The sequence below is a fragment of the Microbulbifer okhotskensis genome (genome assembly GCF_023895975.1).
GTDB lineage: Bacteria > Pseudomonadota > Gammaproteobacteria > Pseudomonadales > Cellvibrionaceae > Microbulbifer > Microbulbifer okhotskensis.
On the sequence record NZ_JALBWM010000068.1, the window covers coordinates 1 to 23,294 of the forward strand.

The 23,294-nt window shown below is 52.6% G+C and carries 21 protein-coding genes and 1 pseudogene; 10 read left to right on the forward strand and 12 right to left on the reverse strand.

Features of this window, described 5'->3' with window-relative positions; all coding sequences use genetic code 11:
• Positions 1 to 314 precede the first annotated feature (314 nt).
• From MO867_RS14435 to MO867_RS14450, 4 genes are all read right to left on the reverse strand, one after another.
• The gene (locus tag MO867_RS14435; protein WP_252470306.1) at positions 315 to 1,571 is read right to left on the reverse strand and encodes a ribonucleotide-diphosphate reductase subunit beta; all 1,257 of its coding nucleotides are present in this window, start codon (positions 1,569 to 1,571) and stop codon (positions 315 to 317) included.
• A 425-nt stretch (positions 1,572 to 1,996) separates the two neighbouring features.
• Positions 1,997 to 4,930, reverse strand: coding sequence for a ribonucleoside-diphosphate reductase subunit alpha (locus MO867_RS14440; RefSeq protein WP_252470308.1), 2,934 nt, complete (start codon positions 4,928 to 4,930; stop codon positions 1,997 to 1,999).
• Between the two features lie 830 nt (positions 4,931 to 5,760).
• Positions 5,761 to 6,675: an ornithine carbamoyltransferase gene (gene argF, locus MO867_RS14445; RefSeq protein WP_252470310.1), complete on the reverse strand. Its 915-nt coding sequence runs from the start codon at positions 6,673 to 6,675 to the stop codon at positions 5,761 to 5,763.
• A 21-nt stretch (positions 6,676 to 6,696) separates the two neighbouring features.
• On the reverse strand, positions 6,697 to 7,881 hold the full coding sequence (locus tag MO867_RS14450; protein ID WP_252470312.1) for an aspartate aminotransferase family protein: 1,185 nt from the start codon (positions 7,879 to 7,881) through the stop codon (positions 6,697 to 6,699).
• A 317-nt stretch (positions 7,882 to 8,198) separates the two neighbouring features.
• Between MO867_RS14450 and grxD the strand changes: the two genes are divergently transcribed.
• Positions 8,199 to 8,531: a Grx4 family monothiol glutaredoxin gene (gene grxD, locus MO867_RS14455; protein WP_252470324.1), complete on the forward strand. Its 333-nt coding sequence runs from the start codon at positions 8,199 to 8,201 to the stop codon at positions 8,529 to 8,531.
• 114 nt (positions 8,532 to 8,645) lie between these two features.
• Here the strand turns inward: grxD and bfr are convergent, their stop codons facing one another.
• The 5 genes and pseudogenes from bfr to MO867_RS14475 all read right to left on the reverse strand — a co-directional run bounded on the left by bfr (position 8,646) and on the right by MO867_RS14475 (position 11,128).
• Positions 8,646 to 9,137 carry a bacterioferritin gene (gene bfr / locus MO867_RS14460; protein WP_252470351.1) on the reverse strand — a complete coding sequence of 164 codons (492 nt, stop codon included), beginning with the start codon at positions 9,135 to 9,137 and terminating at the stop codon, positions 8,646 to 8,648.
• A gap of 461 nt (positions 9,138 to 9,598) precedes the next feature.
• Positions 9,599 to 9,889 (reverse strand): DUF2254 family protein, encoded by a 291-nt coding sequence (locus MO867_RS14465; RefSeq protein WP_252470353.1) that lies wholly within the window; start codon positions 9,887 to 9,889, stop codon positions 9,599 to 9,601.
• Between the two features lie 245 nt (positions 9,890 to 10,134).
• Positions 10,135 to 10,326 (reverse strand): annotated as a pseudogene (locus MO867_RS24020) (DUF2254 family protein); the annotation flags it as partial.
• 67 nt (positions 10,327 to 10,393) lie between these two features.
• Positions 10,394 to 10,678 carry a DUF2254 family protein gene (locus MO867_RS14470; RefSeq protein WP_252470354.1) on the reverse strand — a complete coding sequence of 95 codons (285 nt, stop codon included), beginning with the start codon at positions 10,676 to 10,678 and terminating at the stop codon, positions 10,394 to 10,396.
• A gap of 207 nt (positions 10,679 to 10,885) precedes the next feature.
• Complete coding sequence (locus MO867_RS14475; RefSeq protein ID WP_373565894.1) at positions 10,886 to 11,128, reverse strand: bacterioferritin-associated ferredoxin; 243 nt, start codon at positions 11,126 to 11,128, stop codon at positions 10,886 to 10,888.
• Between the two features lie 303 nt (positions 11,129 to 11,431).
• Here MO867_RS14475 and MO867_RS14480 point away from each other — a divergent pair, with 303 nt between their 5' ends.
• The 7 genes from MO867_RS14480 to MO867_RS14510 all read left to right on the forward strand — a co-directional run bounded on the left by MO867_RS14480 (position 11,432) and on the right by MO867_RS14510 (position 18,877).
• On the forward strand, positions 11,432 to 12,034 hold the full coding sequence (locus tag MO867_RS14480) for a peroxiredoxin (protein ID WP_143730920.1): 603 nt from the start codon (positions 11,432 to 11,434) through the stop codon (positions 12,032 to 12,034).
• Between the two features lie 235 nt (positions 12,035 to 12,269).
• Positions 12,270 to 13,472: a serine hydrolase domain-containing protein gene (locus tag MO867_RS14485; RefSeq protein WP_252470356.1), complete on the forward strand. Its 1,203-nt coding sequence runs from the start codon at positions 12,270 to 12,272 to the stop codon at positions 13,470 to 13,472.
• 99 nt (positions 13,473 to 13,571) lie between these two features.
• A complete protein-coding gene (gene htpG / locus MO867_RS14490; RefSeq protein WP_252470358.1) occupies positions 13,572 to 15,491 on the forward strand; it encodes a molecular chaperone HtpG in 1,920 nt (639 codons plus the stop codon).
• Positions 15,492 to 15,749: 258 nt separating this feature from the next.
• The gene (locus MO867_RS14495; protein WP_252470360.1) at positions 15,750 to 16,781 is read left to right on the forward strand and encodes an NAD(P)H-dependent glycerol-3-phosphate dehydrogenase; all 1,032 of its coding nucleotides are present in this window, start codon (positions 15,750 to 15,752) and stop codon (positions 16,779 to 16,781) included.
• A 13-nt stretch (positions 16,782 to 16,794) separates the two neighbouring features.
• Positions 16,795 to 17,280: a DUF4389 domain-containing protein gene (locus tag MO867_RS14500; protein ID WP_252470362.1), complete on the forward strand. Its 486-nt coding sequence runs from the start codon at positions 16,795 to 16,797 to the stop codon at positions 17,278 to 17,280.
• A gap of 141 nt (positions 17,281 to 17,421) precedes the next feature.
• Complete coding sequence (gene sixA, locus MO867_RS14505; RefSeq protein ID WP_252470364.1) at positions 17,422 to 17,874, forward strand: phosphohistidine phosphatase SixA; 453 nt, start codon at positions 17,422 to 17,424, stop codon at positions 17,872 to 17,874.
• Between the two features lie 127 nt (positions 17,875 to 18,001).
• On the forward strand, positions 18,002 to 18,877 hold the full coding sequence (locus tag MO867_RS14510) for an alpha/beta fold hydrolase (RefSeq protein WP_252470366.1): 876 nt from the start codon (positions 18,002 to 18,004) through the stop codon (positions 18,875 to 18,877).
• Here the strand turns inward: MO867_RS14510 and MO867_RS14515 are convergent.
• Together MO867_RS14515 and folE are read right to left on the reverse strand one after the other, a co-directional pair.
• Positions 18,874 to 19,218, reverse strand: coding sequence for a 5-carboxymethyl-2-hydroxymuconate Delta-isomerase (locus MO867_RS14515; protein ID WP_252470368.1), 345 nt, complete (start codon positions 19,216 to 19,218; stop codon positions 18,874 to 18,876). The two genes, MO867_RS14510 and MO867_RS14515, sit on opposite strands and share 4 nt — an antisense overlap.
• A gap of 60 nt (positions 19,219 to 19,278) precedes the next feature.
• Positions 19,279 to 19,818, reverse strand: a complete 540-nt coding sequence (gene folE / locus MO867_RS14520) for a GTP cyclohydrolase I FolE (RefSeq protein ID WP_252470370.1) — start codon at positions 19,816 to 19,818, stop codon at positions 19,279 to 19,281.
• Positions 19,819 to 20,203: 385 nt separating this feature from the next.
• Here folE and prmB point away from each other — a divergent pair, with 385 nt between their 5' ends.
• Both prmB and aroC read left to right on the forward strand, forming a co-directional pair.
• Positions 20,204 to 21,127, forward strand: a complete 924-nt coding sequence (gene prmB / locus MO867_RS14525; RefSeq protein ID WP_252470372.1) for a 50S ribosomal protein L3 N(5)-glutamine methyltransferase — start codon at positions 20,204 to 20,206, stop codon at positions 21,125 to 21,127.
• 174 nt (positions 21,128 to 21,301) lie between these two features.
• The gene (gene aroC, locus MO867_RS14530; protein ID WP_252470374.1) at positions 21,302 to 22,378 is read left to right on the forward strand and encodes a chorismate synthase; all 1,077 of its coding nucleotides are present in this window, start codon (positions 21,302 to 21,304) and stop codon (positions 22,376 to 22,378) included.
• Positions 22,379 to 22,443: 65 nt separating this feature from the next.
• Here aroC and MO867_RS14535 read toward each other — a convergent pair.
• A partial coding sequence (locus tag MO867_RS14535; protein ID WP_252470377.1) for an integron integrase occupies positions 22,444 to 23,294 on the reverse strand: 851 nt, incomplete at its 5' end.

Genomic DNA, 23,294 nt, shown 5'->3' on the forward strand with positions numbered 1-23,294 from the left:
GCTCCGGTATAGAGTATGGGGGCATGAGCAGTTACACAATTTAAATTACAGCCTCAATCTATCACTTCCAATTAGGTATAAAAAAAACGGGCATTATGCCCGCTTCAATACATCACTTCCTGTGAGTGACTCTTTTTGTAGTAATTCCATTTCTACAGCCTGTGGTGCGAGGTTTCGTTAGAACGAAACCTCGCAATTAGTATTTATAAACCTTTTTTATATATTTCTAAACGCTTAACCTGGCAAATAAGAAATATTCTCAAAGTCACCAGATGCTGTGATTTGAGTCACTTAATGCTGTGACTCACAGGCGCTTACCACTGCAAGGCGCCGCCGGTTTGGTATTCGATAACACGGGTTTCAAAGAAGTTTTTCTCTTTGCGCAGGTCCATGATCTCAGACATCCAGGGGAATGGGTTCTGGGCGCCGGGGAATTGCTCTTTCAGGCCTAGCTGGCTGAGGCGGCGGTTGGCGATAAACTGGAGGTATTCCTCCATCATCTTCGCGTTCATGCCGAGTACGCCGCGGGGCATGGTGTCGCGGGCGTAAGCCACTTCGAGTTCCATACCTTCGAGAATCATTTGTGAAACTTCTTGCTGGAACTCCGCTGTCCACAAGTGTGGGTTTTCCAGTTTTATCTGATTGATCACGTCGATGCCGAAGTTCAGGTGCATAGACTCATCGCGCAGGATGTACTGGAACTGCTCGGCAACGCCGGTCATTTTGTTGCGGCGGCCCATGGACAGGATCTGGCTGAAACCACAGTAGAAGAAGATACCTTCAGTCACGGCATAGAAGGCAATCAGGTTGCGCAGCAGTTCCTGGTCGGATTCAACGGTACCGGTTTTGAAGTTGGGGTCGCCGATTGCCTGGGTGTGGGACAGGCTCCAGGCCGCTTTTTTGGCAACGGCGGGGACTTCGCGGTACATATTGAAGACTTCGCCCTCATCCATGCCCAAGGACTCTACACAGTACTGGTAGGCGTGGGTGTGAATGGCCTCTTCAAAAGACTGGCGCAGCAGGTACTGGCGGCACTCAGGATTGGTAATGTGGCGATAGATGGCCAGTACCAGGTTATTGGCAACCAGGGAGTCAGCCGTGGAGAAGTATCCCAGCGAATATTCCACAATACGACGCTCGTCGTCGGTCAGACCGTTGGGATCTTTCCACATGGACACGTCTTTGTTCATGTTAATTTCCTGGGGCATCCAGTGGTTGGCGCAGCCGTCCAGGTATTTTTGCCAGGCCCAGTCGTATTTAAAAGGTACCAACTGGTTGAGGTCGGCGCGGCAATTTATAATGCGCTTTTCATCCACCTGAATACGGGCTGCGCCCATTTCCAGTTCTTCCAGGCCGGGAGCTGGGTCCATATCAGCAATTACTGCGCGCGCGGCATCAACGGCAGCAGAAGCGTTTAGGGCCGCAGGCGACGTTGGAGTGGCCGTGGTTTCCGTTGTGTAAGTAGCGTTGGGCTCTTGCACAGCTTTCGCTTGGGCTTCCGGCGCCGGTCGCGGTTCAGGTGCTTTTTCAGGTTGTTGGGGCTTGGTGTCGATATCGTCCCAGCTCAGCATAGTTGGCCCTTTTAATCGGTCTCATTCTATCGAACAATCGATAAAAAATTCTGTAGTCTTCCTGGTGCTCTACTCACAAATAGAGTGCAAACAGGGGTGGCATACCGGCAGTATTTATTGCCGGTGATAATTTATTGCAGGCCAGCATTTTTAACTCGCCTGGGCGCAGAAAATCCTGTGCCAGATCAATTATTGCTGCGCTTTTGTGCGTTTTTATGCACAGAGCTTTCGCTGGCAATTGCACTTGATCATTTCGGGAAAATAAATCGTAGCGATTGAGCCGCAGCCGATCCCCGGTCCTGTGATTTTACCCACCATTTAACCGGTGGGTGGACCGGGGTCGCTGCGCATGGTCATGCCCGCATTTGCGGTGACGACGCTCTCCCCCGAGAGTTGGTACAGCCCCTTTTAAGGGGACTTGAATTTTACTGGCAGGCCTCGCATTCAGGGTCGTCCAGTGAGCAGGCCTGGGGCACTGCTGCCGGTGCCACCGTCTGTTCGGCAGGTGCCGCTGCAGCCATTCCGTTGCTGCCATGTGCACTTACAGCGTTCAGGGTGCCGCTGTTCACAGTAGATTTTTCTGTGGTAGTGGCAGCCAGGGCGCGCAGGTAATAAGTGGTTTTCAGGCCGCGGAACCAGGCCATGCGATAGGTCAAGTCCAGCTTTTTACCGTTGGCACCGGCGATGTACAGGTTCAGGGACTGGGCCTGGTCGATCCATTTCTGGCGACGGCTGGCAGCGTCCACGATCCAGCGCGGATCCACTTCAAAAGCGGTGCAGTATTTTGCTTTCAGGTCTTCCGGTACGCGATCGATTTTCTGTACCGAGCCTTCGTAGTATTTCAGGTCGTTAACCATAACCTGATCCCATAGGCCGCGAGCTTTCAGGTCGTGTACCAGATAGGGGTTTACTACGGTGAATTCGCCGGACAGGTTCGATTTCACATACAGGTTTTGGTAAGTCGGTTCGATCGACTGGGAAACTCCGGTGATATTGGCAATGGTCGCGGTGGGGGCGATCGCCATCACATTGGAGTTACGCATACCTTGGGCTTTCACCTTTTCACGCAGGCTGTCCCAGTCCAGAGTGGAGCTGGTGTCCTGTTCGATAAATTGATGCCCGCGTTGCTCAGCCAGGATTTGGATGGAATCCAATGGCAGAACACCCTTGCTCCACAGGGAGCCTTCGTAGGTCTGGTATTTGCCGCGCTCGGCGGCAAGATCGCTGGAAGTGGAGATCGCTTCGAAGCTGATCGCCTCCATAGTGCTATCGGCAAAAGCGACCGCTTCATCGCTGGCGTAAGCGATGCCGGCTTTATACAGCGCATCCTGGAAGCCCATCAGGCCCATGCCTACCGGGCGGTGGCGCATGTTGGACTGGCGCGCACTCTCGACCGCATAGTAATTAATGTCGATCACGTTATCGAGCATGCGCACAGCGGTTTTTACCGATTTGGCCAGCTTGGCGCGGTCGAGTTGACCGTCTTCGGCGATGTGCTGAGCCAGGTTGATAGAACCCAGGTTACATACGGCAATTTCGTCGTTGGCTTTGGTGTTGAGAGTGATCTCGGTGCACAGGTTGGAGCTGTGTACCACACCGGCGTGTTGCTGCGGGCTGCGCAGGTTACAGCTGTCTTTAAAGGTGATCCAGGGGTGGCCGGTTTCGAACAGCATACCCAGCATCTTGCGCCACAGGTCGAGGGCGCGAACTTTCTTGAACAACTTCAGCTTGCCTTCGGCAGCCAGCTGCTCGTAGTGGTTGTAGCGCTCTTCAAAGGCGGTGCCGAACAGGTCGTGCAGGTCCGGGCAGTCTGCCGGAGAGAAAAGGGTCCACTCTTTGTCTTCGAACACGCGCTTCATAAATAGGTCGGGGACCCAGTTGGCGGTGTTCATGTCGTGGGTGCGGCGGCGGTCATCACCGGTGTTCTTGCGCAGCTCGAGGAACTCTTCGGTATCCAGGTGCCAGGTTTCCAGGTAGGCACACACGGCGCCTTTGCGTTTGCCGCCCTGGTTGACGGCAACGGCGGTGTCGTTGGCGACTTTCAGGAAGGGAACCACACCCTGGGATTTGCCGTTGGTGCCTTTGATATAGGAACCGAGGGAGCGTACCGGAGTCCAGTCGTTACCGAGGCCGCCGGCCCACTTGGAGAGCATGGCATTGTCGCGGATAGCGCCGTAGATGCCGTGCAGGTCGTCCGGTACCGTGGTCAGATAGCAGGAGGACAGCTGCGGGCGCAGGGTGCCGGCGTTGAACAGCGTTGGGGTGGAACTCATGTAGTCGAAGGAGCTCAACAGGTTGTAGAACTCTACTGCGCGCTCGTTCTTGTTTTCCTCGTTGATGCTGAGGCCCATGGCGACACGCATAAAGAAGATCTGCGGCAGCTCGAAACGGATATCATCGCTGTGCAGGAAATAGCGGTCGTAGAGGGTCTGCAGGCCCAGGTAAGTGAACTGGTGATCGCGCTGGCCCTTCAGGGTCTGGGCGAGTTTTTCCAGATCGAAGGTGGCCAGGGCGGGGTCGAGCAGTTCCAGTTCAATCCCTTTTTCGACGTACGCCGGCAGAGCGGAGGCATAGAGCTTCTCCATCTCGTGCTGGGTGGCACGTTCGGCAACGCCGAGGAAACGCAGGGCCTCGGAGCGTAGGTTGTCCAATAGCAGGCTGGCGGTAGCGAAGGTGTAATTCGGTTCTTGCTCAACCAGGGTGCGCGCGGTAATGACCAGTGCGGTATTAATATCGTTTTCGGATACGCCGTCGTATAGGTTTTTCAGGGCTTCGCCGAGAATTGCGTTGCAGTCGACGTCTTTTAGGCCTTCACAGGCTTCGCTGACCACAGTGCGCAGGCGCTCCATATCAAGGGGCGCGAGACTGCCGTCGTCCTGCTTTACGCGGATGCTGGGGTGGACATCGACTGTTTGCTCGGCAATCTGTCTAGTTTTGTCTTTTTCTGCGCGCAGGCGTGCATGCTCTTCGCGGTAGAGCACATAGTCGCGGGCTACCTTGTGTTCACTGGCGCGCATCAGGGCCAGTTCCACCTGGTCCTGGATTTCTTCAATGTGGATAGTGCCGCCAGAGGGCATACGGCGCTTGAACGTCGTGCTTATCTGGCCGACCAACTCCTCAACCTGCTCGTGGACGCGGCTGGAAGCAGCGGCAGTGCCGCCTTCAACAGCGAGAAAGGCTTTGGTAACGGCGACGGCGATTTTGCTGTCGTCGTAGGGTACAACGGTGCCGTTGCGCTTGATGACGCGAATCTGGCCCGGTGCAGTGGCGGCCAGGGTAGTGCCGCCAGTTGCCTGGTCGCTGGTGGTGCCTGAATTTTCTGCAGGCACGGCTTGAGAGCGCCCCGTCTCTGTGTGCATGTATATCTCCGAAAGGTTTGTACTGTTGTCTGCCCGCGTGTGTTCTAAAGAACAGCGGCCACTTGACTGCGTGGCATGGCGGAGCGGGTCCTTCGCTTTGCCAGTGTTTATCCACAGCTGTGGACACTGGAAACAGGCGGCTTATTACTGGCTCTTTGAAAAGGTTTGCCAGCTGCTGCCTGTGGCGGAAGTTCCATTCCGCCCGCTTACCTCTGATTCTGCTTTGAAAAAAACAGCGTCTGACGTCCACCGCCAAAATACGGGATGTAACGCCGGAAATTTCCCCATAAGCTGGGGGTCCTCTTTGGCCTCTACCCCAATATATAGGGGGTCGGCCTCGATTGCGCTACAAGATAATGCGGTAGGCGGGTCAGTTCAAGGCGAATAACTTTGTAGTTTTTTGTGGATAAATTGTGGGTAGCGGGGCTGAGTCAGTAGCCACTTTCGCGGCAGGGCCCGCCAGCTCTAGGCTGTAAAGGAATCGATGTCGTAGTGATGGCCCGGGTACAGAGCCTTACAATTTTTTTTAATAGCTGAGGCCCTTTAAATTAACAACGGCAATAACCATCTGCAAATGGCTGCTCTTTGAGCAAAGTGGTACTAAAACAGTCAATTTGTTGGCGCTTATTTAATGTTGACGAAATTGCTGTTTAAAAAATACCCAGCGGCACCAATCGCCAAAATGCGGCAATTTCAGCGCTCCGGGCGTCAGTAGCATTAAAGAGTGGGCGCGACGATTGAAGTGAGAGAAATGAAAATAGCGGCAATGGGTCAACTGGCGCCATGTAGCCATGGTAATGACTACATGGGCACGCGTTAACAGGTGGCTTTTAGCGACTGTTGTCCTGAAGAAATTCCATCAATGCTTTTTGTGCATGCAGGCGATTTTCTGCCTCGTCCCAGACTACGGAAATGGCTTCATCCTCCAACAAATCGTCGCTGACTTCCTCCCCGCGGTGGGCAGGAAGGCAGTGCATAAACACGGCGTTGCTATTGGCGTAGCTCATCAGCTCATGGTTCACCAGAAACTTTTCAAAAGCTCTAAGGCGGGTTTGCTGTTCGGTTTCCTGGCCCATTGAGGCCCACACATCGGTAGCTACCCAGTCGGCCCCCTTAACGGCATCTACTGGGCTGTGGACCAGAGTGACACGGTCGCTCGCCGAAGCGAGGATATTGGCATTTGGCTCATAGCCAGGAGGGCAGGCGATACGCAGTTCAAAATTGCACAGGCGCGCCGCGTTAATGTAGGAATGGCACATGTTGTTGCCATCCCCGACCCAGGCAACGACTTTACCCTCTGGGTTGCCACGATGCTCCACAAAGGTCTGGATATCTGCGAGCAGCTGACAGGGATGGTAGCTGTCAGAGAGGGCGTTGATCACGGGTACCTTGGAGTACTCGGAAAAACGCTCCAATACCTGGTGGCCAAAGGTGCGAATCATCACCATGTCCACCATGCGGGAGATTACCCGCGCACTGTCCTCGACGGGCTCTCCGCGGCCCAATTGGGTATCGCGAGGGGATAGAAAGAGGGCGCTGCCGCCCATTTGTGCCATCCCCGCTTCGAAGGAAACGCGGGTGCGGGTGGAGGATTTTTCAAAAATCATCCCCAGTACTTTGCCACGGAAAAGGTCGGTGGTAATTCCCTGGGCACGCAGTGTTTTTAATTCGATTGCACGTTCAATAACCTGGGTGAGTTCCTCCGCTGACAGATCTGCCAGGGTGAGAAAATGTCTGATCGCCATAAGCGGTTCTCCCTTTTTATCTCAGACTGCTTGCAGCGCAAACTGGTGAATCAGTGAGCTGACATCGTTTGCTAATTGATGGCACTCGCTATCGGTGAGTGTGAGCGGAGGCAGCAGGCGCACGACGTTGCCTGAAGTAATATTGATCAGCACCCCCCGCTGGCGAGCCATGTCCACCAGTTTGGCACAGGGTTGGAGTAGCTCTATTCCGACCATCAGTCCCAGGCCGCGCACTTCTTTAACTTGGTTGCAATCTGAGAGTTGCTGGCGCAGATGTTGCAGCAGTCGTTCGCCCAATATTTCGGCACGCTCAATTAACCACTCACTCTCCAGTGTTTCGACAACCGCGAGCGCGGCACTACAGGCAAGCGGATTACCGCCGAAAGTCGAGCCATGGGTACCCGCAGTAAAGAGCTGGGCCGCAGTGCCGTGTGCCAGGCAGGCGCCGATAGGTACACCATTTCCCAGGCCTTTGGCGGTAGTAACCACATCTGGCAGTATGCTCGTGTGCTGGTAAGCAAACATTTTTCCGCTGCGGCCATTGCCGGTTTGTACTTCATCCAACATTAATAGCCAGCTGTTTTGGTCGCAGAGTCCGCGCAACTGATTGAGGTAATTGCCTGAGGGGATGCGGACTCCGCCTTCGCCCTGAACGGGCTCTACCAGTATTGCGACGATATCGTTGCGCTCAGCGGCGAGCTTTTCTATGGCCGGAACATCGTCAAAGGGAACCCGAAGGAAACCTTCGGGGAGAGGGCCGAAGCCCTCTTGGATTTTTTCATTGCCCGTAGCCGTCAGTGTGGCGAGGGTTCGCCCGTGGAAGGCCCCTTCCATGACTATAATTTGCGGGGTCTTCAGGTTGCGCGCGTTGCCGTGTCTACGCGCCAACTTGATGGCTGCTTCATTAGCCTCAGCGCCAGAGTTTGAGAAAAATACATTGTCCATGCCTGACAGGTGCACCAGCTTGTCTGCCAGTTGTTCCTGTGCCGGAATGTTGTATAGGTTGGACACATGCAAAAGGGTTCGGGCTTGTTCGTGCAGGGCCAAAGTCACTTTGGGGTGGCAGTGTCCTAAGCCGCATACCGCGATACCTGAAATGGCATCCAGGTATCGTCGCCCCTGGTTATCCCACACATAGTTGCCTTCTCCCCTCACCAGAGTGAGGGTTCGCTCTCCGTAGTTTTGCATGAGTGTTGGGGTAGCCACTGGGACATCTCCTTAGGTGTCGAACGCTTGGATTCACTAGTATTCCGCAGAAAGTGCTGTTTTATGGCCTTTATCTGCAATTTATCCTGATTTTGGCAATAGTAACACAGGCTTTATGTCGTGTATGTTATCCCGACGATTGAAATTTCAACATGGCGACCGCAGCTGGGCCCTGTGGCCTTTTGTCCCATATGGCGTAGGATGTACTTATTGGTGCCTCCCCTAGGGTACAATAGCGGTCAGTGCGCAATGGCCTTGGTGCCGGTGCGGTACACACATTCATTTTTTGCTTCGACCACCTGAGGTTTTTCACGCTTATGGATACACTGGAGAACATCAAGCAGCAGCTCGCTGACAACACCATCCTGCTTTACATGAAAGGTAGCCCCAACGCCCCCCAGTGCGGCTTTTCCATGCGGGCCTCTCAGGCGATGATGGCCTGCGGCAAGCGTTTTGCCTATGTCGATATCCTGGCAAATCCGGATATTCGTACTGAGCTTCCTAAATACGCGAATTGGCCGACCTTCCCCCAGCTTTGGGTGAAAGGCGAATTGATCGGTGGCTGTGACATCATTATGGAGATGTATGAAAATGGTGAGCTGAAAACGCTGGTTGATGAGGCATCTGCGGAGAGTGAAGGCGAAGAGTAATTCTCATGTGTTGCTGCAATGTCTTTGCCGGCTAGCTTTGACTGAGACATTGTAAAAATAAAAAACCGCGGCTGATAGCCGCGGTTTTTTTGTGCCTGTGAGACAGCCGGGTAATTACTTGCCGGAGTCGCCGGCTGCTGTTTCCATCTGAGTTTGCAGGTAGTTCTGGATGCCAACTTTGTCGATCAGTTCCAGCTGGGTTTCCAGCCAATCTACGTGTTCTTCTTCAGAGTCGAGGATTTTTTCCAGTAATTCCCGGCTTCCGTAATCGCGTACTGATTCACAGTATGCGATAGCTTCGCGCAAATCGGGAATCGCTTTCAATTCAATTTTCAGGTCACACTTGAGCATTTCTTCAGTATTTTCACCGATAAGAAGCTTGCCCAGGTGCTGGAGGTTAGGAATACCTTCAAGGAAAAGAATACGCTCGATCAGCCAATCGGCGTGTTTCATTTCATCGATGGACTCGTGATATTCCTGCTTGCCTAGCTCTTTCAGACCCCAGTTGTCGTACATGCGGGCGTGCAGGAAGTACTGGTTAATCGCTACCAGTTCATTGCCCAGTACCTTGTTTAAATGCTCAATAACTTTGGGGTCGCCTTTCATAGCTTGTGCTCCTGAGATCCTGTGAACTCAATGAGCTCAGCAGAGAGTTCCTATTTGTTAGTCGCTAGAGATTAGTTGATATTTTTAGCGGCTAAAGATTATTAGTCACTAAAGTCTGCGGCTGGCCGTTTCACTTGATTTTATTGTAGGGTTGCAGCTGCAATCGGGGCCGAGTTTGCGTTGCGATTTGCGGCAAGTCAAGAGAAAGTTTCTAGTTGCGGAATGCAGAAAAAACAAGGGTTTTAACGTAAATTCAGCAGAAAATAACAACGAAAATAATTCTCATTTAGGTTGCAGAAAAAGATATATCAGGCTTTCATTTTTTTTCGAATATTAGATATTTGGCCTTGTATGGTTTTTTTGTCGATTTTGCTTTTTATAAAAATCTCATTATCACTCTCCACTCGGTTTAAATAATTAAGTAATGTCAGCCTGTTATTTGGCCGTTGGCAGGCTTCGATCTATTCCTCCTTCGATACCAGCAGGTGACGTATAAATACACCACTTACACGGCCGTGCTCGACAACCTCATCCAACGATGCACTGAGAAGGTGGATAAACTCAAACTTATTGCTAATCAATCGCAACTCTCCCGTAGCGTCGGTGAAATAATTGGCCGCTTCGGGCTGTTTTAACACGATGATCGACCCTTCTGCCAGACGGTCGATATAGGCGTAAGCAGTAAGCGGGTTGTTGATGCTAGGCGATAGGCGCGGACTGCTAGTTGGGACAGCTGCCGTATGAAAAAACAATATCCTATTCCGTGGTTGGTTGAGCGCTGATTTGTATTGCAGATTGAATGAGAGGGATTATCACTTCAGAGTGGATTGCCGGAAAGATTCGTCCGATCTTTCCCCTGTGGTGCCAGTAATTTCCCGGGCGACAGCAGATTTTCACGCAGTAGTAAAACCGTTGCGAAGTGTTAATAATTCTTTGTCGATCAATAAGCTGAATGTAACCCCCTGGGAGTGGGAGTATCAGCCCCGTTGCTGCCCTATTACAGGCGGAGGGTTTCAAATTTTTCAGCATTTGGAGTTTTTATTGTAATGGGATGCTCGTGCTCTATAGCCTGGTGGAATTTCAGATTAATTCGGTGAGTAAAGTTGTCTACTTGAATGGGTTGCGCAACATTGTGAATAAAGTAAACCAGATGTCCAACGCTGATCAGGGTGACTAATAAGGCAGTTTGTACGGCGAGACTGGAGTTACTTCATTCCGGTTTCCGCAGCGCCAATTGAGGGCATTGTGACAAGCGCCTAGGCGTAAGTTGCCAGGAAGGTACCCAGAGATATCTGAGTGGTGCGATCGCGGATGAAATCTTGCAACAGGTGCGGGCCAAGTTGATTGGAGGGGAGGGTTAAGGCCACCGCGATAATGGAGAATACAGTCCCGGCAACCGTGATGGTGACACCGGCAATAACAGACAGGGGTGCGCGAGAGTGATTGCGGTTGTTTAGATCCCGCCACGGTAAGACGTTGACGGGGGCCGGCCAGGGGGTAGACGCTGAAGTCAGAGTGATGGGGTTGGTGGAAGAGAGCAAGTGCCGCCAGGATCATAACCAGAGGTACGCTCCAAAAGCTGGAGTGTAGTTGTTCGTAAAGGTATAGGCGGCGGTACTTCTGTATAGGTGGGCGACGGATGCACCTGCATACAATCGGTTTAGCCTAAGCGCTTGTCGGTAGATTTTGTGGGAGGGGTACTTTGACGGCCACCCGACGGAGGCCGCAGCTCTGTTTAGGGGGCGGAATCAGCTGGCGGAGTAGAAGAGGCCATTGTTGGCCGAGGAAACCATACCTCTGCCTATGGTCTCGTCGATGATTTCCTTGGTCTGCTCGGCACAGCGGCCACACTGAGAAGAAACGCCCAGCTGGCGCCGGAGCGCTTTCACTGAAGTGGAGCCGTCGTAGATCGCCTCTTTGATTTGGCGATCGGTTATGCCTTTACAGATACATACATACATTGCTACAGGCTCTATTTGATTCTTACTCAATATTAGTCAGTTAGGAATCCTATTGCAATTGAGAATGAGTGTCAATAAGATTCCGCAATGATTGCATACCGATCATTTCGTTTGTTTTTTGTGCACTTTGTTGGGTATCTATTCCCGTTTTGGGGTGCAGTTCACGCATCAATGTTTTGCTATCAGGCCAATTTAAAAAATTTATGGGCCTGAAATAAGTGGGTGTGTATCATAGCGACCCACTATTAATTCCCATTCAATTTATAGCTATTGTGTATAAATTGAACACTTCATGCATTATCAACAAACCATCATTGGATTGAGGAGGTTTTCATGGCCGTTCTGGTAGGCAAGCCGGCTCCGGATTTCACCGCTGCAGCGGTATTGGGTAACGGCGAAATCGTCGATACCTTCAACCTGAAAGAGGCGATCAAAGGCAAAAAAGCGGTAGTTTTCTTCTACCCGCTGGACTTCACTTTCGTATGTCCTTCCGAATTGATCGCTTTCGATCACCGTTTCGCGGAGTTTGAAAAGCGTGGTGTTGAGGTGATCGGTGTTTCCATCGATTCCCAGTTCTCTCACAACGCATGGCGTAATACCTCCGTCAATGACGGCGGTATCGGCCCAGTTAAATACACCCTGGTTGCTGACGTTAAGCACGAAATCTGCCAGGCGTACGACGTAGAAGCCGACGCTGGTGTAGCTTTCCGCGGTTCCTTCCTGATCGACGAAGAAGGCAATGTTCGTCACCAGGTTGTTAACGATCTGCCGCTGGGCCGCAACGTTGACGAGATGCTGCGCATGGTTGACGCTCTGGCGTTCCACCAGGAGCACGGTGAAGTTTGCCCTGCGGGCTGGCAGGAAGGCGACAAAGGTATGAACGCTTCTCCTGAAGGCGTAGCGGCATACCTGAGTGAGAATGCCGAAAAGCTGTAAGACGCTTTTTGCGCTGGGGTTCAGGCCCCGACGAAAACCGCCGCAAGGCGGTTTTTTTGTTTCTGTGAGCCTTATTGCGTGGGTGTGTGCTTATTGGCATAACCACCCCGCAGGGAGGAAAAATGCAGACTAGAATTCAGCAGTCAGTCCTGAGTGGCGCCTAAATAGAGTTTTTGCCCGCTGGCTGCTAGTCTTATCTGCAACTACCGGATTGCTTTGGCGGCTCGATTTGCTTATGAGACCTGCAATTCTCTCGACTATCGTCTACCACGCACGTGCCCAAAAGACGTGTATTCTTCTCTTCCTGTTAATGCTGGGGAGTCTGTCACTACCTGCGCGAGCGGTTGAAATAGACGAAAGGGCCAAAGAATTTGGCCGATATTTCAAGCGTATGATGGCGGGTAAGTCTATACCTGGCGGCGCCTATGTCATCGTCGATGGCAATCGGGTTGTCGCAATGGATACCTATGGCGTGAGAGTCAGGGGTAAGTCCGGCAAGGTGGATCGCGATACCGTGTTCCGTCTGGCGTCGGTATCCAAGACCTTTGCTGCCAGTATGGCCACGATGTTGGAGCATGAAAACCGCTTCAAGTGGAATGACAAGGTGGTCAACTATGTTCCGGACCTGAGCTTTAAGACACCGTCACTGTCGCGGCAGCTCGAAGTGGAGCATCTGCTCAGCCACTCCTCGGGTCTGACGCCCAATGCCTACGACAATTATCTCGAGGATAACAAGCCTCTCAGCAAGATATTGCCGAAGTTTGCCAATATCGACCCGCGTTGCACGCCGGGGAAGTGCTATGGCTACCAAAATGTGTTGTTTAGCTTGATCGAGGATGTAATCTTCGAGGCGACCGGTGTCTCATTTGCCCGTCAGCTCAAGCAGCGTATCTTTGTGCCGCTCAAAATGCAGAATGCCTCGGTGGGGTGGGAGAGCTTTATGGCCTCCGATAACCGTGCGGCACCACATATCCAGACGGGCAGTGGCTGGCGCCCGGTTAAAGTGGAAAAAGAATATTACTTCGCTGCGCCGGCAGCCGGTGTCAATGCCAGCATTTCCGATATGGCCCAGTGGTTGAAAGCGCAGATGGGTTACTACCCCAAAGTACTGTCGCCCGAGGTGATCGCGGATATGACCACAGAGCGCGTGACGACTCAACGCCATATGCGCCACCGTATCTGGAGGGATTATCTGTCCCATGCCGGTTATGGATTGGGTTGGCGCCTGTATACCATCGGTGACGACCGTATTATCTACCATGGAGGCTGGGTGGCAGGTTTCCGCGCAGCGATCGCCTACTCGGAGAAGCTGAAAATAGGTATTGCGATCCTGATGAATGCGGAGTCCCGTGTTATCTCAGACCTTACCGCTAATTTTGTGCTCGATATTACTGACGAAAATACCCCTGCCACCGCCCAGACCAGAGGGGATCGCTGATCCCCTCTGGCACGCCGTTTAACTTTCCCCCTTGAAACTTGTCGCTGGGGCCCAATATTTGCTCCCTATTCCGATTGACTTGTACGGGGAGACCAATAGATGACCGTTGAGGCCCAAAAAGAGAGCCATGGATTCCAGACGGAAGCCAAGCAGCTACTACACCTGATGATCCACTCGCTCTACTCCAATAAGGAGATTTTCCTGCGCGAGCTGGTGTCCAATGCCTCTGATGCCGCTGACAAGCTGCGTTTTGAGTCGTTGTCCAACCCCGAATTACTGAGTGACGATACGGATCTGCGCATCCGCATTGAGTTTGATCAGGAAGAGGGCACCCTTACTATCAGCGATAACGGCATCGGTATGAGCCGCGACGAGGTTATCGAAAACCTCGGCACTATCGCCCGTTCCGGTACCTCTGCCTTTATGCAGCAGTTGACCGGCGACCAGCAAAAAGATGCACACCTGATCGGCCAATTTGGTGTCGGCTTCTACTCCGCATTTATTGTTGCCGACAAAGTGGGTGTGTTTACTCGTCGCGCCGGCCTGAATGCAGACCAGGGCGTTTACTGGGAGTGCCACGGCGAAGCGGAATACTCCGTGGAAACGGTTGAGTGGGCACAGCGCGGTACCCGCGTGGTGTTGCACTTAAAAGACGAAGCCAAAGAGTTTGCCGATAGTTGGCGCTTGCGCTCCATCATTAAAAAGTATTCCGATCACATCGCCATTCCGGTGGAAATGCTGAAAGAGGAAGCACCGGCGACAGAAGAGGGTGAGGAACAGAAAGAAGAGAAAGCACCTGAGTTTGAAGCGGTTAACGCTGCCCAGGCTCTGTGGACTCGCCCGCGCTCCGAAGTGAAATCTGAAGAGTATAAGGAGTTCTACAAGCATATCTCCCACGACTTCGACGACCCCCTTATCTGGAGTCACAACCGTGTCGAAGGCAAGCAGGATTACACCAGTCTGCTGTATATCCCGGCGCGCGCACCGTTTGACTTGTATCAGCGCGATGCTGCCCGTGGTCTCAAGCTGTATGTACAGCGCACCTTTATCATGGACGACGCCGAGCAGTTCCTACCGCTGTACCTGCGCTTTGTGAAGGGTGTTCTGGATTCCAATGATCTGCCGTTGAATGTATCCCGTGAAATCTTGCAGCAAGATCGCAATACCGATGCGATCAAGAGCGCGCTAACCAAACGCGTGCTGGATATGCTCGACAAGCTGGCGAAGAAGGACGGCGATCAGTATCAAAAACTCTGGGATTTGTTTGGCAATGTGCTGAAAGAAGGCCCGGCAGAAGATTTTTCCAATAAGGAAAAGATTGCTAAGTTGCTGCGCTTTGCCAGCACCCGTGCTGACACTGAAAAGCAAGACCAGTCCCTGGAAGATTATGTGGGCCGCATGAAGGATGGCCAGAAAGCCATCTACTACGTGTGTGCCGATAACTTCGCCACGGCCAAGTCCAGCCCTTACTTAGAAGTTTTCCGCAAGAAGGGTATCGAGGTACTGCTGCTCACCGATCAGGTGGACGAGTGGTTTGTGGGCCATATGAATGAGTTCGATGGCAAGCAATTCCAGGATGTTGCCAAGGGTGCATTGGATCTGGGTGAAGCAGAGAGCGAAGAGGACAAGGCCGAGCACGAAAAAGTGGTGCAGGAGTCCGGCGCCCTGGTTGAACGGGTGCAGGGTGTTCTGGATGGCAGCGTTGAATCTGTGCGCGCGACTACCCGCCTGGTGGACTCTCCCGCGTGTCTGGTGGTGAGTGAACAGGATATGGGCCCACAGATGCGCCGTATTCTTGAGCAGGCCGGCCAAGCCTTGCCGGAAGCCAAGCCGATCTTTGAGATCAATCCATCCCACCCGCTGGTACAGCGTTTGGACCAGGAGCAAGATGAAGATCGCTTTGCCGACCTGACCAATATCCTGATGGACCAAGCTAATCTGGCTGCGGGTAACCAGCTGGCAGATCCGGCTGACTATGTGCGCCGCCTCAATACGCTGCTGCTTGAAATGCACGGCTAGCGAGGGTTTAAGCGGGCGATATAAATCGACGCTCTGTGGTATGTAGCAAACGCCAATTGGCGTTTGCCGCGCCCTATAAGGCGGCCCCTGCCAAACTAACCTTTTTTATCGGTTGGTCAAGGTAGTGGGTCGTTTTTGCTATTTAGTGTGCTGTTTTGCACAGTTAGTGACAACTTTAAACAAATGGATCCCATTGGGCTTGGCGGATCATAGCTCTATAATCCGCAAGTCTTAAATAGAAGCTTTATCGGTGTGAGAATGCAAAAGGAAACTTCCAACCCCCTCTCTATTGCCGTATTGGGCGGCGGCAGTTTCGGGACGGCAATTGCTAATATCGTAGCGAGCAATGGCCACGATACCCGCCAGTGGATGCGAAATGCAGAGATGGCAGCCGAATGTCGCGACACTCGCGAGAACCACAAGTACTTGCCCGGCGTACCTCTGCACCCGGAGCTACAGGTTACCAGCGACCTCCAGCGAGCCATCGATGGCTGCAATATCGTCTTTGTGGCCATTCCCAGTAAGTCTTTTCGCGAAGTGGTAAAAAAGGTGGCCCCCTTCCTGGCGCCGGACACCATGCTGATTTCAACCACCAAGGGAATTGAGCACGATAATTTCCACTTGATGAGTGACATCCTCCGCGAAGAAACCAATGGTATGCGCGTCGGTGTTTTGAGCGGACCGAATTTTGCAAAAGAAATTGTTGCGGGGCACTACACTGCAACGGTGGTGGCTAGTGAAGACGAGGTGCTTTGCAAAGATATCCAATCGGCACTGCACTCGGAAACTTTCCGGGTTTATTCCAGTAATGATGTGTTTGGTGTGGAGCTTGCTGGTGCACTGAAAAATATCTACGCAATCGTCACCGGTATGGCTGCGGCGATGGATCGTGGGCAAAATACCATCAGTTTATTGATCACCCGCTCTCTGGCAGAAATGATGCGTTTTGCCGAAGCCATGGGTGCAGACCCAATGACGTTTATTGGCCTGGCCGGTGTCGGTGACCTGATTCTCACCTGTTCATCCGATCTCAGTCGCAATTATCGGGTGGGTTATATGGTGGGTAAAGGCAAGCCACTCGATCAGGCTGTCGCAGAAATTGGTCAGGTGGCCGAAGGGGTGAATACGGTTCGTCTGATTAAGCAGAAAGCTGACGAAATGGGAGTCTACATGCCCTTGGTTTCTGCGATTCACGCCATATTATTTGAACAGCGGCCGATTCCTGAGGTGATTCGTAATTTGATGTCGGGCGCGCAAACTTTTGATGTGGCCTACTCGGCCAAGCCTTAAATGGAAGCCTCATATGAACAATGACGATCTAAAGCGCAATCTTTCCTCCGGCAACCAATGGGTGCGCCTTATCTATATGGTGCTGTTTGCGCTGTGTCTTCAGGTTGCCGCATGGTTATTGATGGCAGTGGTGGTACTGCAATTCCTGTTTTCGATTATCAATGGAAAATCTAACGATAATTTGCGGCGCTTTGGCGACCAGCTCGCTTCTTATGTTTACCAGGCAATCCAATTCCTGATTTATAACTCGAACGAAAAACCCTTCCCATTTGCCGAGTGGCCCGAGTCCGATGTGGAAGATCTTTCTGGCTATGGGGCCGCAGAAGAAGTTTCTGCAGAGGTGGTTTCCACTGAGGCCAAAAGTGAAAAGGGTTCTAGCGAAGATGAAGCTGAAGATGCCATTATATTAGGCAGCGCCGAACCCGAGGGCGCAGAAGAAAAGCCTGAGCTTGTCGAAGAGAGTGCCGATGATGCCGACAAGCCCTCTGACAAGAACTGATTGATCTCCCGCCGTTAATTCTATTGCGCTGTTTGCCGATGCCTGCTGTGCAGGTGTCGGCTCACCATCTTCAGTTAGCGTACTGCTCTGATTCTCATGACAAGCGTTGCCGCGTCAACAATGAACCTTGAGGAAATCGCCATGCAACTGTTTATCTTGCGTCATGGTAAGGCAGAACCGATGCTCGTAAATGATGCAGAGCGGGCTCTGACGGAGCGCGGACGCAGGCAGGTCGCGCAGGTTTGTAATAGACGCGCACAAGAATTGTCGGCAGTACGCGCAATCTGGGCCAGCCCCTTTGTGCGCACCCAGGAAACTGCCGCGATTGTCTCTGCACAGTTGGGGCTGTCAGTGACAAGCGAGCCGTTGCTGATTGGCGATACTAATCCGCAACAGCTGCTCGATCAGATACAAGCACAGGATACTTTCCCTATGTTGCTGGTCAGCCATCAACCGCTGGTGGGTAGCCTTCTCAACGGCCTGTGTGGCAGCGACAACCGGTATCCCATGGCAACCTCCAGTCTCGCCTGTGTAAGCGCAGAGGTTTGGGCCAACGGCTGTGCCGAGCTGGAGTGGTTGCAGCACACCGAATAGTGCCGCTGACTGCCGTCTGCCAATAAATCACTACTGAGCTGATCACAACTGTCATTGCGGATGCTTGTGGGGGGCCGCACCATCCCTGCTTCTGTTTTAGAAATTATCCGACGGACATCAATTGGCGATGAATCAAATCACTCCTCGTGAAATTACCCTCGAATTCGATAATAAAACGATTGCCGCACGTCAGTGGGGTGATCGGGAGGGGGAGCCTGTGATAGCGCTTCACGGCTGGCTGGATAACTGTGCCAGCTTTGATCGACTGGCGCCTCTGTTGCCGGGCATCAATCTGGTGGCGCTGGATATGCCGGGGCACGGCCGCAGCTATCACCGCTCACTCGACGCCAACTACAACATTTGGGAGGAGGCGGAGGATGTCTTGGGAGTGGTACATGCACTCGGCTGGCGTAAATTCTCCATTGTCGCCCACTCACGGGGGGCAATAGCTGGAGTCATTACTGCTGGAGCCTTTCCCGACCGGGTAAAGCGATTAGCGTTGATCGACGGTTTGGTGCCCCCCTTTACCAAGGATGAAGAGGCTCCGGAGAACCTTGCCAAAGCCATTGCCCAGCGGGCCCGTTATGCGGCGCGCAGGCTGAAGGTATACAGCACCTTTGACGAGGCGGTAGAAGCCCGCAAGAACGGTATGTTCCCCCTGACTGAATGGGCCGCGCGGGCAATCACTGAACGGGGCACTCGGGAGGTAGAGGGCGGCTACACCTGGAGCAATGATCCCCGACTCATGGCAGCTTCCACCGCAAAGCTTAATGAGCAGCAGATCAAAGCATATCTATCCCGACTGAGTATGCCGGTGCAGCTGGTTTTGGCTGAGGATGGCATTGCGGAAATGATTGAGCGTCTGCGCCCGGTGCTTCATGGGTGTCAGGGTATTGAAGCGCAGGAAATGCCCGGTAGTCACCACCTGCATCTGGAGGAAAGTGGAGCTCAGGCGATTGCAGAGTGGTTTGCGCCTTTCTTGCGTGGTGAAGCCGACGCCTAGAAGGGTACCCGCTTGGAATAGCAGCTGGCATCCATCTCCCGCACCTCGACAGAGACTGCGGGAACGCCCTCAGCAAATTGGCACAGGCTATTAAAGACGGCCGAGCTCAGCGCTTCTCGTTCCCGTGAAGAACGCCCCTCCAGCAGACGGATCTCCGCGTGGATAAAGCTATTGCCATTATCCCCGGCGATAAACTGTTCGTAGGACTTGGCCCGAGTCTTTATGTTGTGAGAGGCGAACAAGCCAGAGCGACGCATTGCCTCCTGTGCTGAGCTGACCAACGCAGCGACAGAAATCTTTTCTTCCAGATTTTTCGCATACTCTATGATCAGGTGAGGCATAGCGTTCACTCCACAATCAAAGTGGCTACAGGAGCCGCTGGCTCCTGTAGGGCCCGATTATTAGCGCAGCAGGGAGAGGAACTCATTGCGTGTGGCTTGATTGCTGCGGAAAGTACCGAGCATAGCCGAAGTCTTCATAACGGAGTTCTGTTTTTCCACACCGCGCATCATCATGCACATATGCTTGGCTTCGATGATCACACCGACGCCGGCAGCACCGGTTACATTCTGCAGGGTCTCGGCAATTTCCACGGTCAACTGCTCCTGGATTTGCAGGCGACGTGCAAACATATCGACGATGCGCGCTACCTTGGACAAGCCAACAACTTTGCCACTGGGAATATAGGCTACGTGGGCGCGGCCAATAAACGGCAGTAGGTGGTGCTCACATAAGGAGTAGAGTTCGATATCCTTAACCAGCACCATTTCGCTGCAGTCAGATGGGAAGAGCGCGTCATTGACCACATCTTCCACAGTTTGTTGGTAGCCACGGGTCAGGTATTCCATGGCTTTGGCGGCGCGCTCCGGGGTATCTTTTAGTCCTGGGCGTTGCGGATCTTCGCCGATTGCTTCAATAATTCGCGCGTAGTGTTCGTTCATGCTGCTCTTTCCAACATCTCAGCCCGAAGGGCGGGTGCGCTACCCTAAGCGTTTGTAACCCGAGAGTAAAGATCCGCGCGGACCCCATGGCTTGCTGATACTAATTTGATAGCTATTGCCGGAGGCCCTTTTTTGTTCAGCAAGGCAGAAGGAGTGCTATCTGGGCATTCTACATAAGCGACTGATCATACAGTTGGATGGAAAAAGGGTCTCAGCCCGTTGGGTTGCGGCTATACCAGCGCCACTCAGTGTTACTCGTCGTTTATTTGGAGTAACCAAGCTACACTCCTCGTGCTTTGGTTGGCGCTTTTATAGCCGCAAAAGAGGTCATTAAATTAGCGTCAACAGGCCCTGATGAGATACACAGTACTTAAGGATAGATTCGATGATAGAAAGGCGTGAATCCAGCCTGCATGAGCTGACCACGGTTTTAGACTACATTCGCTGGGGCACCAGCCGATTCAACGAGGCCGGCCTTTACTATGGTCACGGTACCGATAACGCTTGGGACGAGGCGGTATTGCTGGTCACTCACGCCCTGCACCTGCCTCCTTATAGTAAGCCGGAAATACTGGAGGCGAGGCTGACCATGGAAGAGCGCCGCGATGTGCTCACTCTATTGGAGCGGCGTTTTACCGAACGGCTGCCGGCGGCCTACCTGACCCAGGAAGCCCATTTTTGCGATATGACGTTTTACGTGGATGAGCGCGTACTGGTGCCGCGTTCGCCCATTGGCGAAATGATTCGGCGCAATTTCCAACCCTGGCTCAATGTAGAGCCCCTGGGGATACTGGATCTCTGCTGTGGCAGTGGCTGTATCGGCATAGCCTGTGCCGAAGCCTTCCCGGAAGCGCGTGTCGACTTGAGTGATATCTCTGAGGGCGCGATTGAAGTGGCTCAGCTAAACATCAATCGCCATCAGCTGAATGAGCGGGTGCGCGCGGTGCAGTCAGATCTCTTCGCTGGCCTGCAGGGGTTTAGCTATGAGTTAATCGTCTGCAACCCCCCCTATGTGGATGCTCGCGATCTGGCGGAAATGCCCGAAGAGTATCGGGCCGAGCCGGATATTGCACTGGGCTCCGGCGATGATGGCCTCGATTTTACCCGCCGTCTACTGTGTAAAGCTGCTGATCACTTGCAGCCCGAAGGGCTGTTGATTTGCGAAGTGGGTAATAGCTGGGAAGCATTGGAGCAGGCTTTTCCAGACGTGCCCTTTATGTGGCCTGAATTCGAAGAGGGTGGCCACGGGGTTTTTGTTATCACCCGCGAAGAGCTTCTCGCCTACCAACCTTACTTCGAAAAAGAGTAGGTTCTTTTGTGAGCCCGGTAATCGGGATTGCCAGGTTATCCATTGGGGCGAATTGCGCGGACATTTGTGCTTTTTACCCCGGTTGCCACGCCGGGGCCGGCGGATCATTTATAATACGTGGCCCTTTTTGCGGGGAATCCCTGTTTTACTATTTATTAGCTGGAAAAGTCGTTTATGTCGGGCAATACCTTTGGCAAGCTGTTTTGTGTCACCACCTTTGGCGAGAGTCACGGCGCCGCGCTCGGCTGTATCGTCGATGGCTGCCCCCCGGGCTTGGAGATTAGCGAAGAAGAAATTCAGCGAGAGCTGGACCGCCGCAAGCCCGGCACCTCGCGCTATACCACACAGCGCCGCGAGCCCGACCAGGTAAAAATCCTCTCCGGTGTTTTCGAAGGTAAAACCACCGGTACGCCCATTGGCCTGTTAATTGAAAATACCGACCAGCGCTCCAAGGACTACGGCAATATTGCCGAGCAGGTAAGGCCAGCCCACGCTGATTTCACCTACTGGCAAAAATACGGCATTCGCGACTACCGTGGGGGTGGCCGCTCCTCCGCCCGTGAAACGGCTATGCGGGTTGCTGCCGGAGCTATCGCCAAGAAATGGCTAAAACAAAAATATGGAATTGAAGTGCGTGGCTATCTCTCCCAGCTAGGCCCGATCAAAGTCCAGAAGCTGGATTGGGATCAGGTAGAGCAGAACCCCTTTTTCTGTCCTGATGCCGAGCGGGTTCCCGAAATGGAAGCCTATATGCAAGATCTGATCAAAGAGGGTAACTCCATCGGTGCGCGAATTTCCGTACATGCTAGCGGCGTTCCCGCCGGCCTTGGTGAGCCTATTTTTGATCGTCTGGATGCAGATCTGGCCCATGGCCTGATGAGTATTAATGCGGTAAAAGGTGTGGAAATTGGAGTGGGCTTCGACAGTGTGGAGCAAAAGGGCACAGAGCACCGCGATGAAATTACCCCAGAAGAAGGGTTTTTATCGAATAATGCCGGCGGTGTGTTAGGGGGTATTTCCAGTGGCCAGGAGATTATTGCCCATATTGCCTTAAAGCCGACTTCCAGCCTGCGTATTCCCGGCCGTAGCATTGATCGCTCCGGCAATCCCATTGAGGTGGTTACCAAAGGCCGCCACGATCCCTGTGTGGGCATTCGTGCAACGCCGATCGCCGAAGCCATGATGGCTCTGACCCTGATTGATCATGCCCTGCGCCACCGTGCACAGAATGGTGACGTAACACCGGGATAACTCAATCGATCTCTATATTCTTCTATTGCGATACCGGCGAAAACCGGTATCCGATCCCCTCGCTGTTAAGATGTAGCCAATAAGCTAAGGCCCTGCACTTGCCCTACTTTAGTCCCAACAAAATAGTTAGCTCCAGATTCTTCAATTTTATTAATGTTACGCAGGCGGTCTGAAGGGCTTAAAACACCTTTATCCCCCCGATTTACGACATGAGTATAAATTTCAGTAGTGCTTACATCCGAATGCCCAAGCAGCTCCTGAATCGTACGTAAGTCATAACCCGCTTCGAGTAAGTGAGTCGCAAAACTATGACGAAATGCATGACAGCGTGCGGGTTTGTTGATTCCAGCCAGATTGACCGCTATACGAACCTGGCGGGCCAAAGTTGATGCGTGCATATGGTGCCTTCTGTTTTCACCTGAGCGAGGACATTGACCGATGGTGCTGGAAGGAAACAGGTATTGCCAAGTGAGTTGCCGACTTGCATTTGGGTGCTTTCTTTCCAGAGCATTAGGTAAATAAACCGATCCAAAACCAGTCAAAAGATCTTGCTGGTGCAATAGGGAAACAGACTCCACTTGTCTATGTAATTGCACAACTAGCCCATTAGGTAATATCGTAGTACGATCCTTATCCCCCTTGCCGCCTCGGACAAAAATATTATTACTATCGAAGTCTATATCCTTGATACGTAAAGAAAGCAGTTCGGCACTGCGAAGACCACTACCATACATTAGCTCAACCTGTAATCGATAAGTGCCTTCCAGATGGTTTAAAATTGCTGATATTTCTCTGCGGCTATAAACCACAGGCAAGTACTTTTGCTGTTTCGCCAGCTTAAAGTCCAATGCCTGAATATCCCAGGGCTGTCCCATATAAATCGGTGTAAAAACGAACAGAATAGACCTAAAATAGC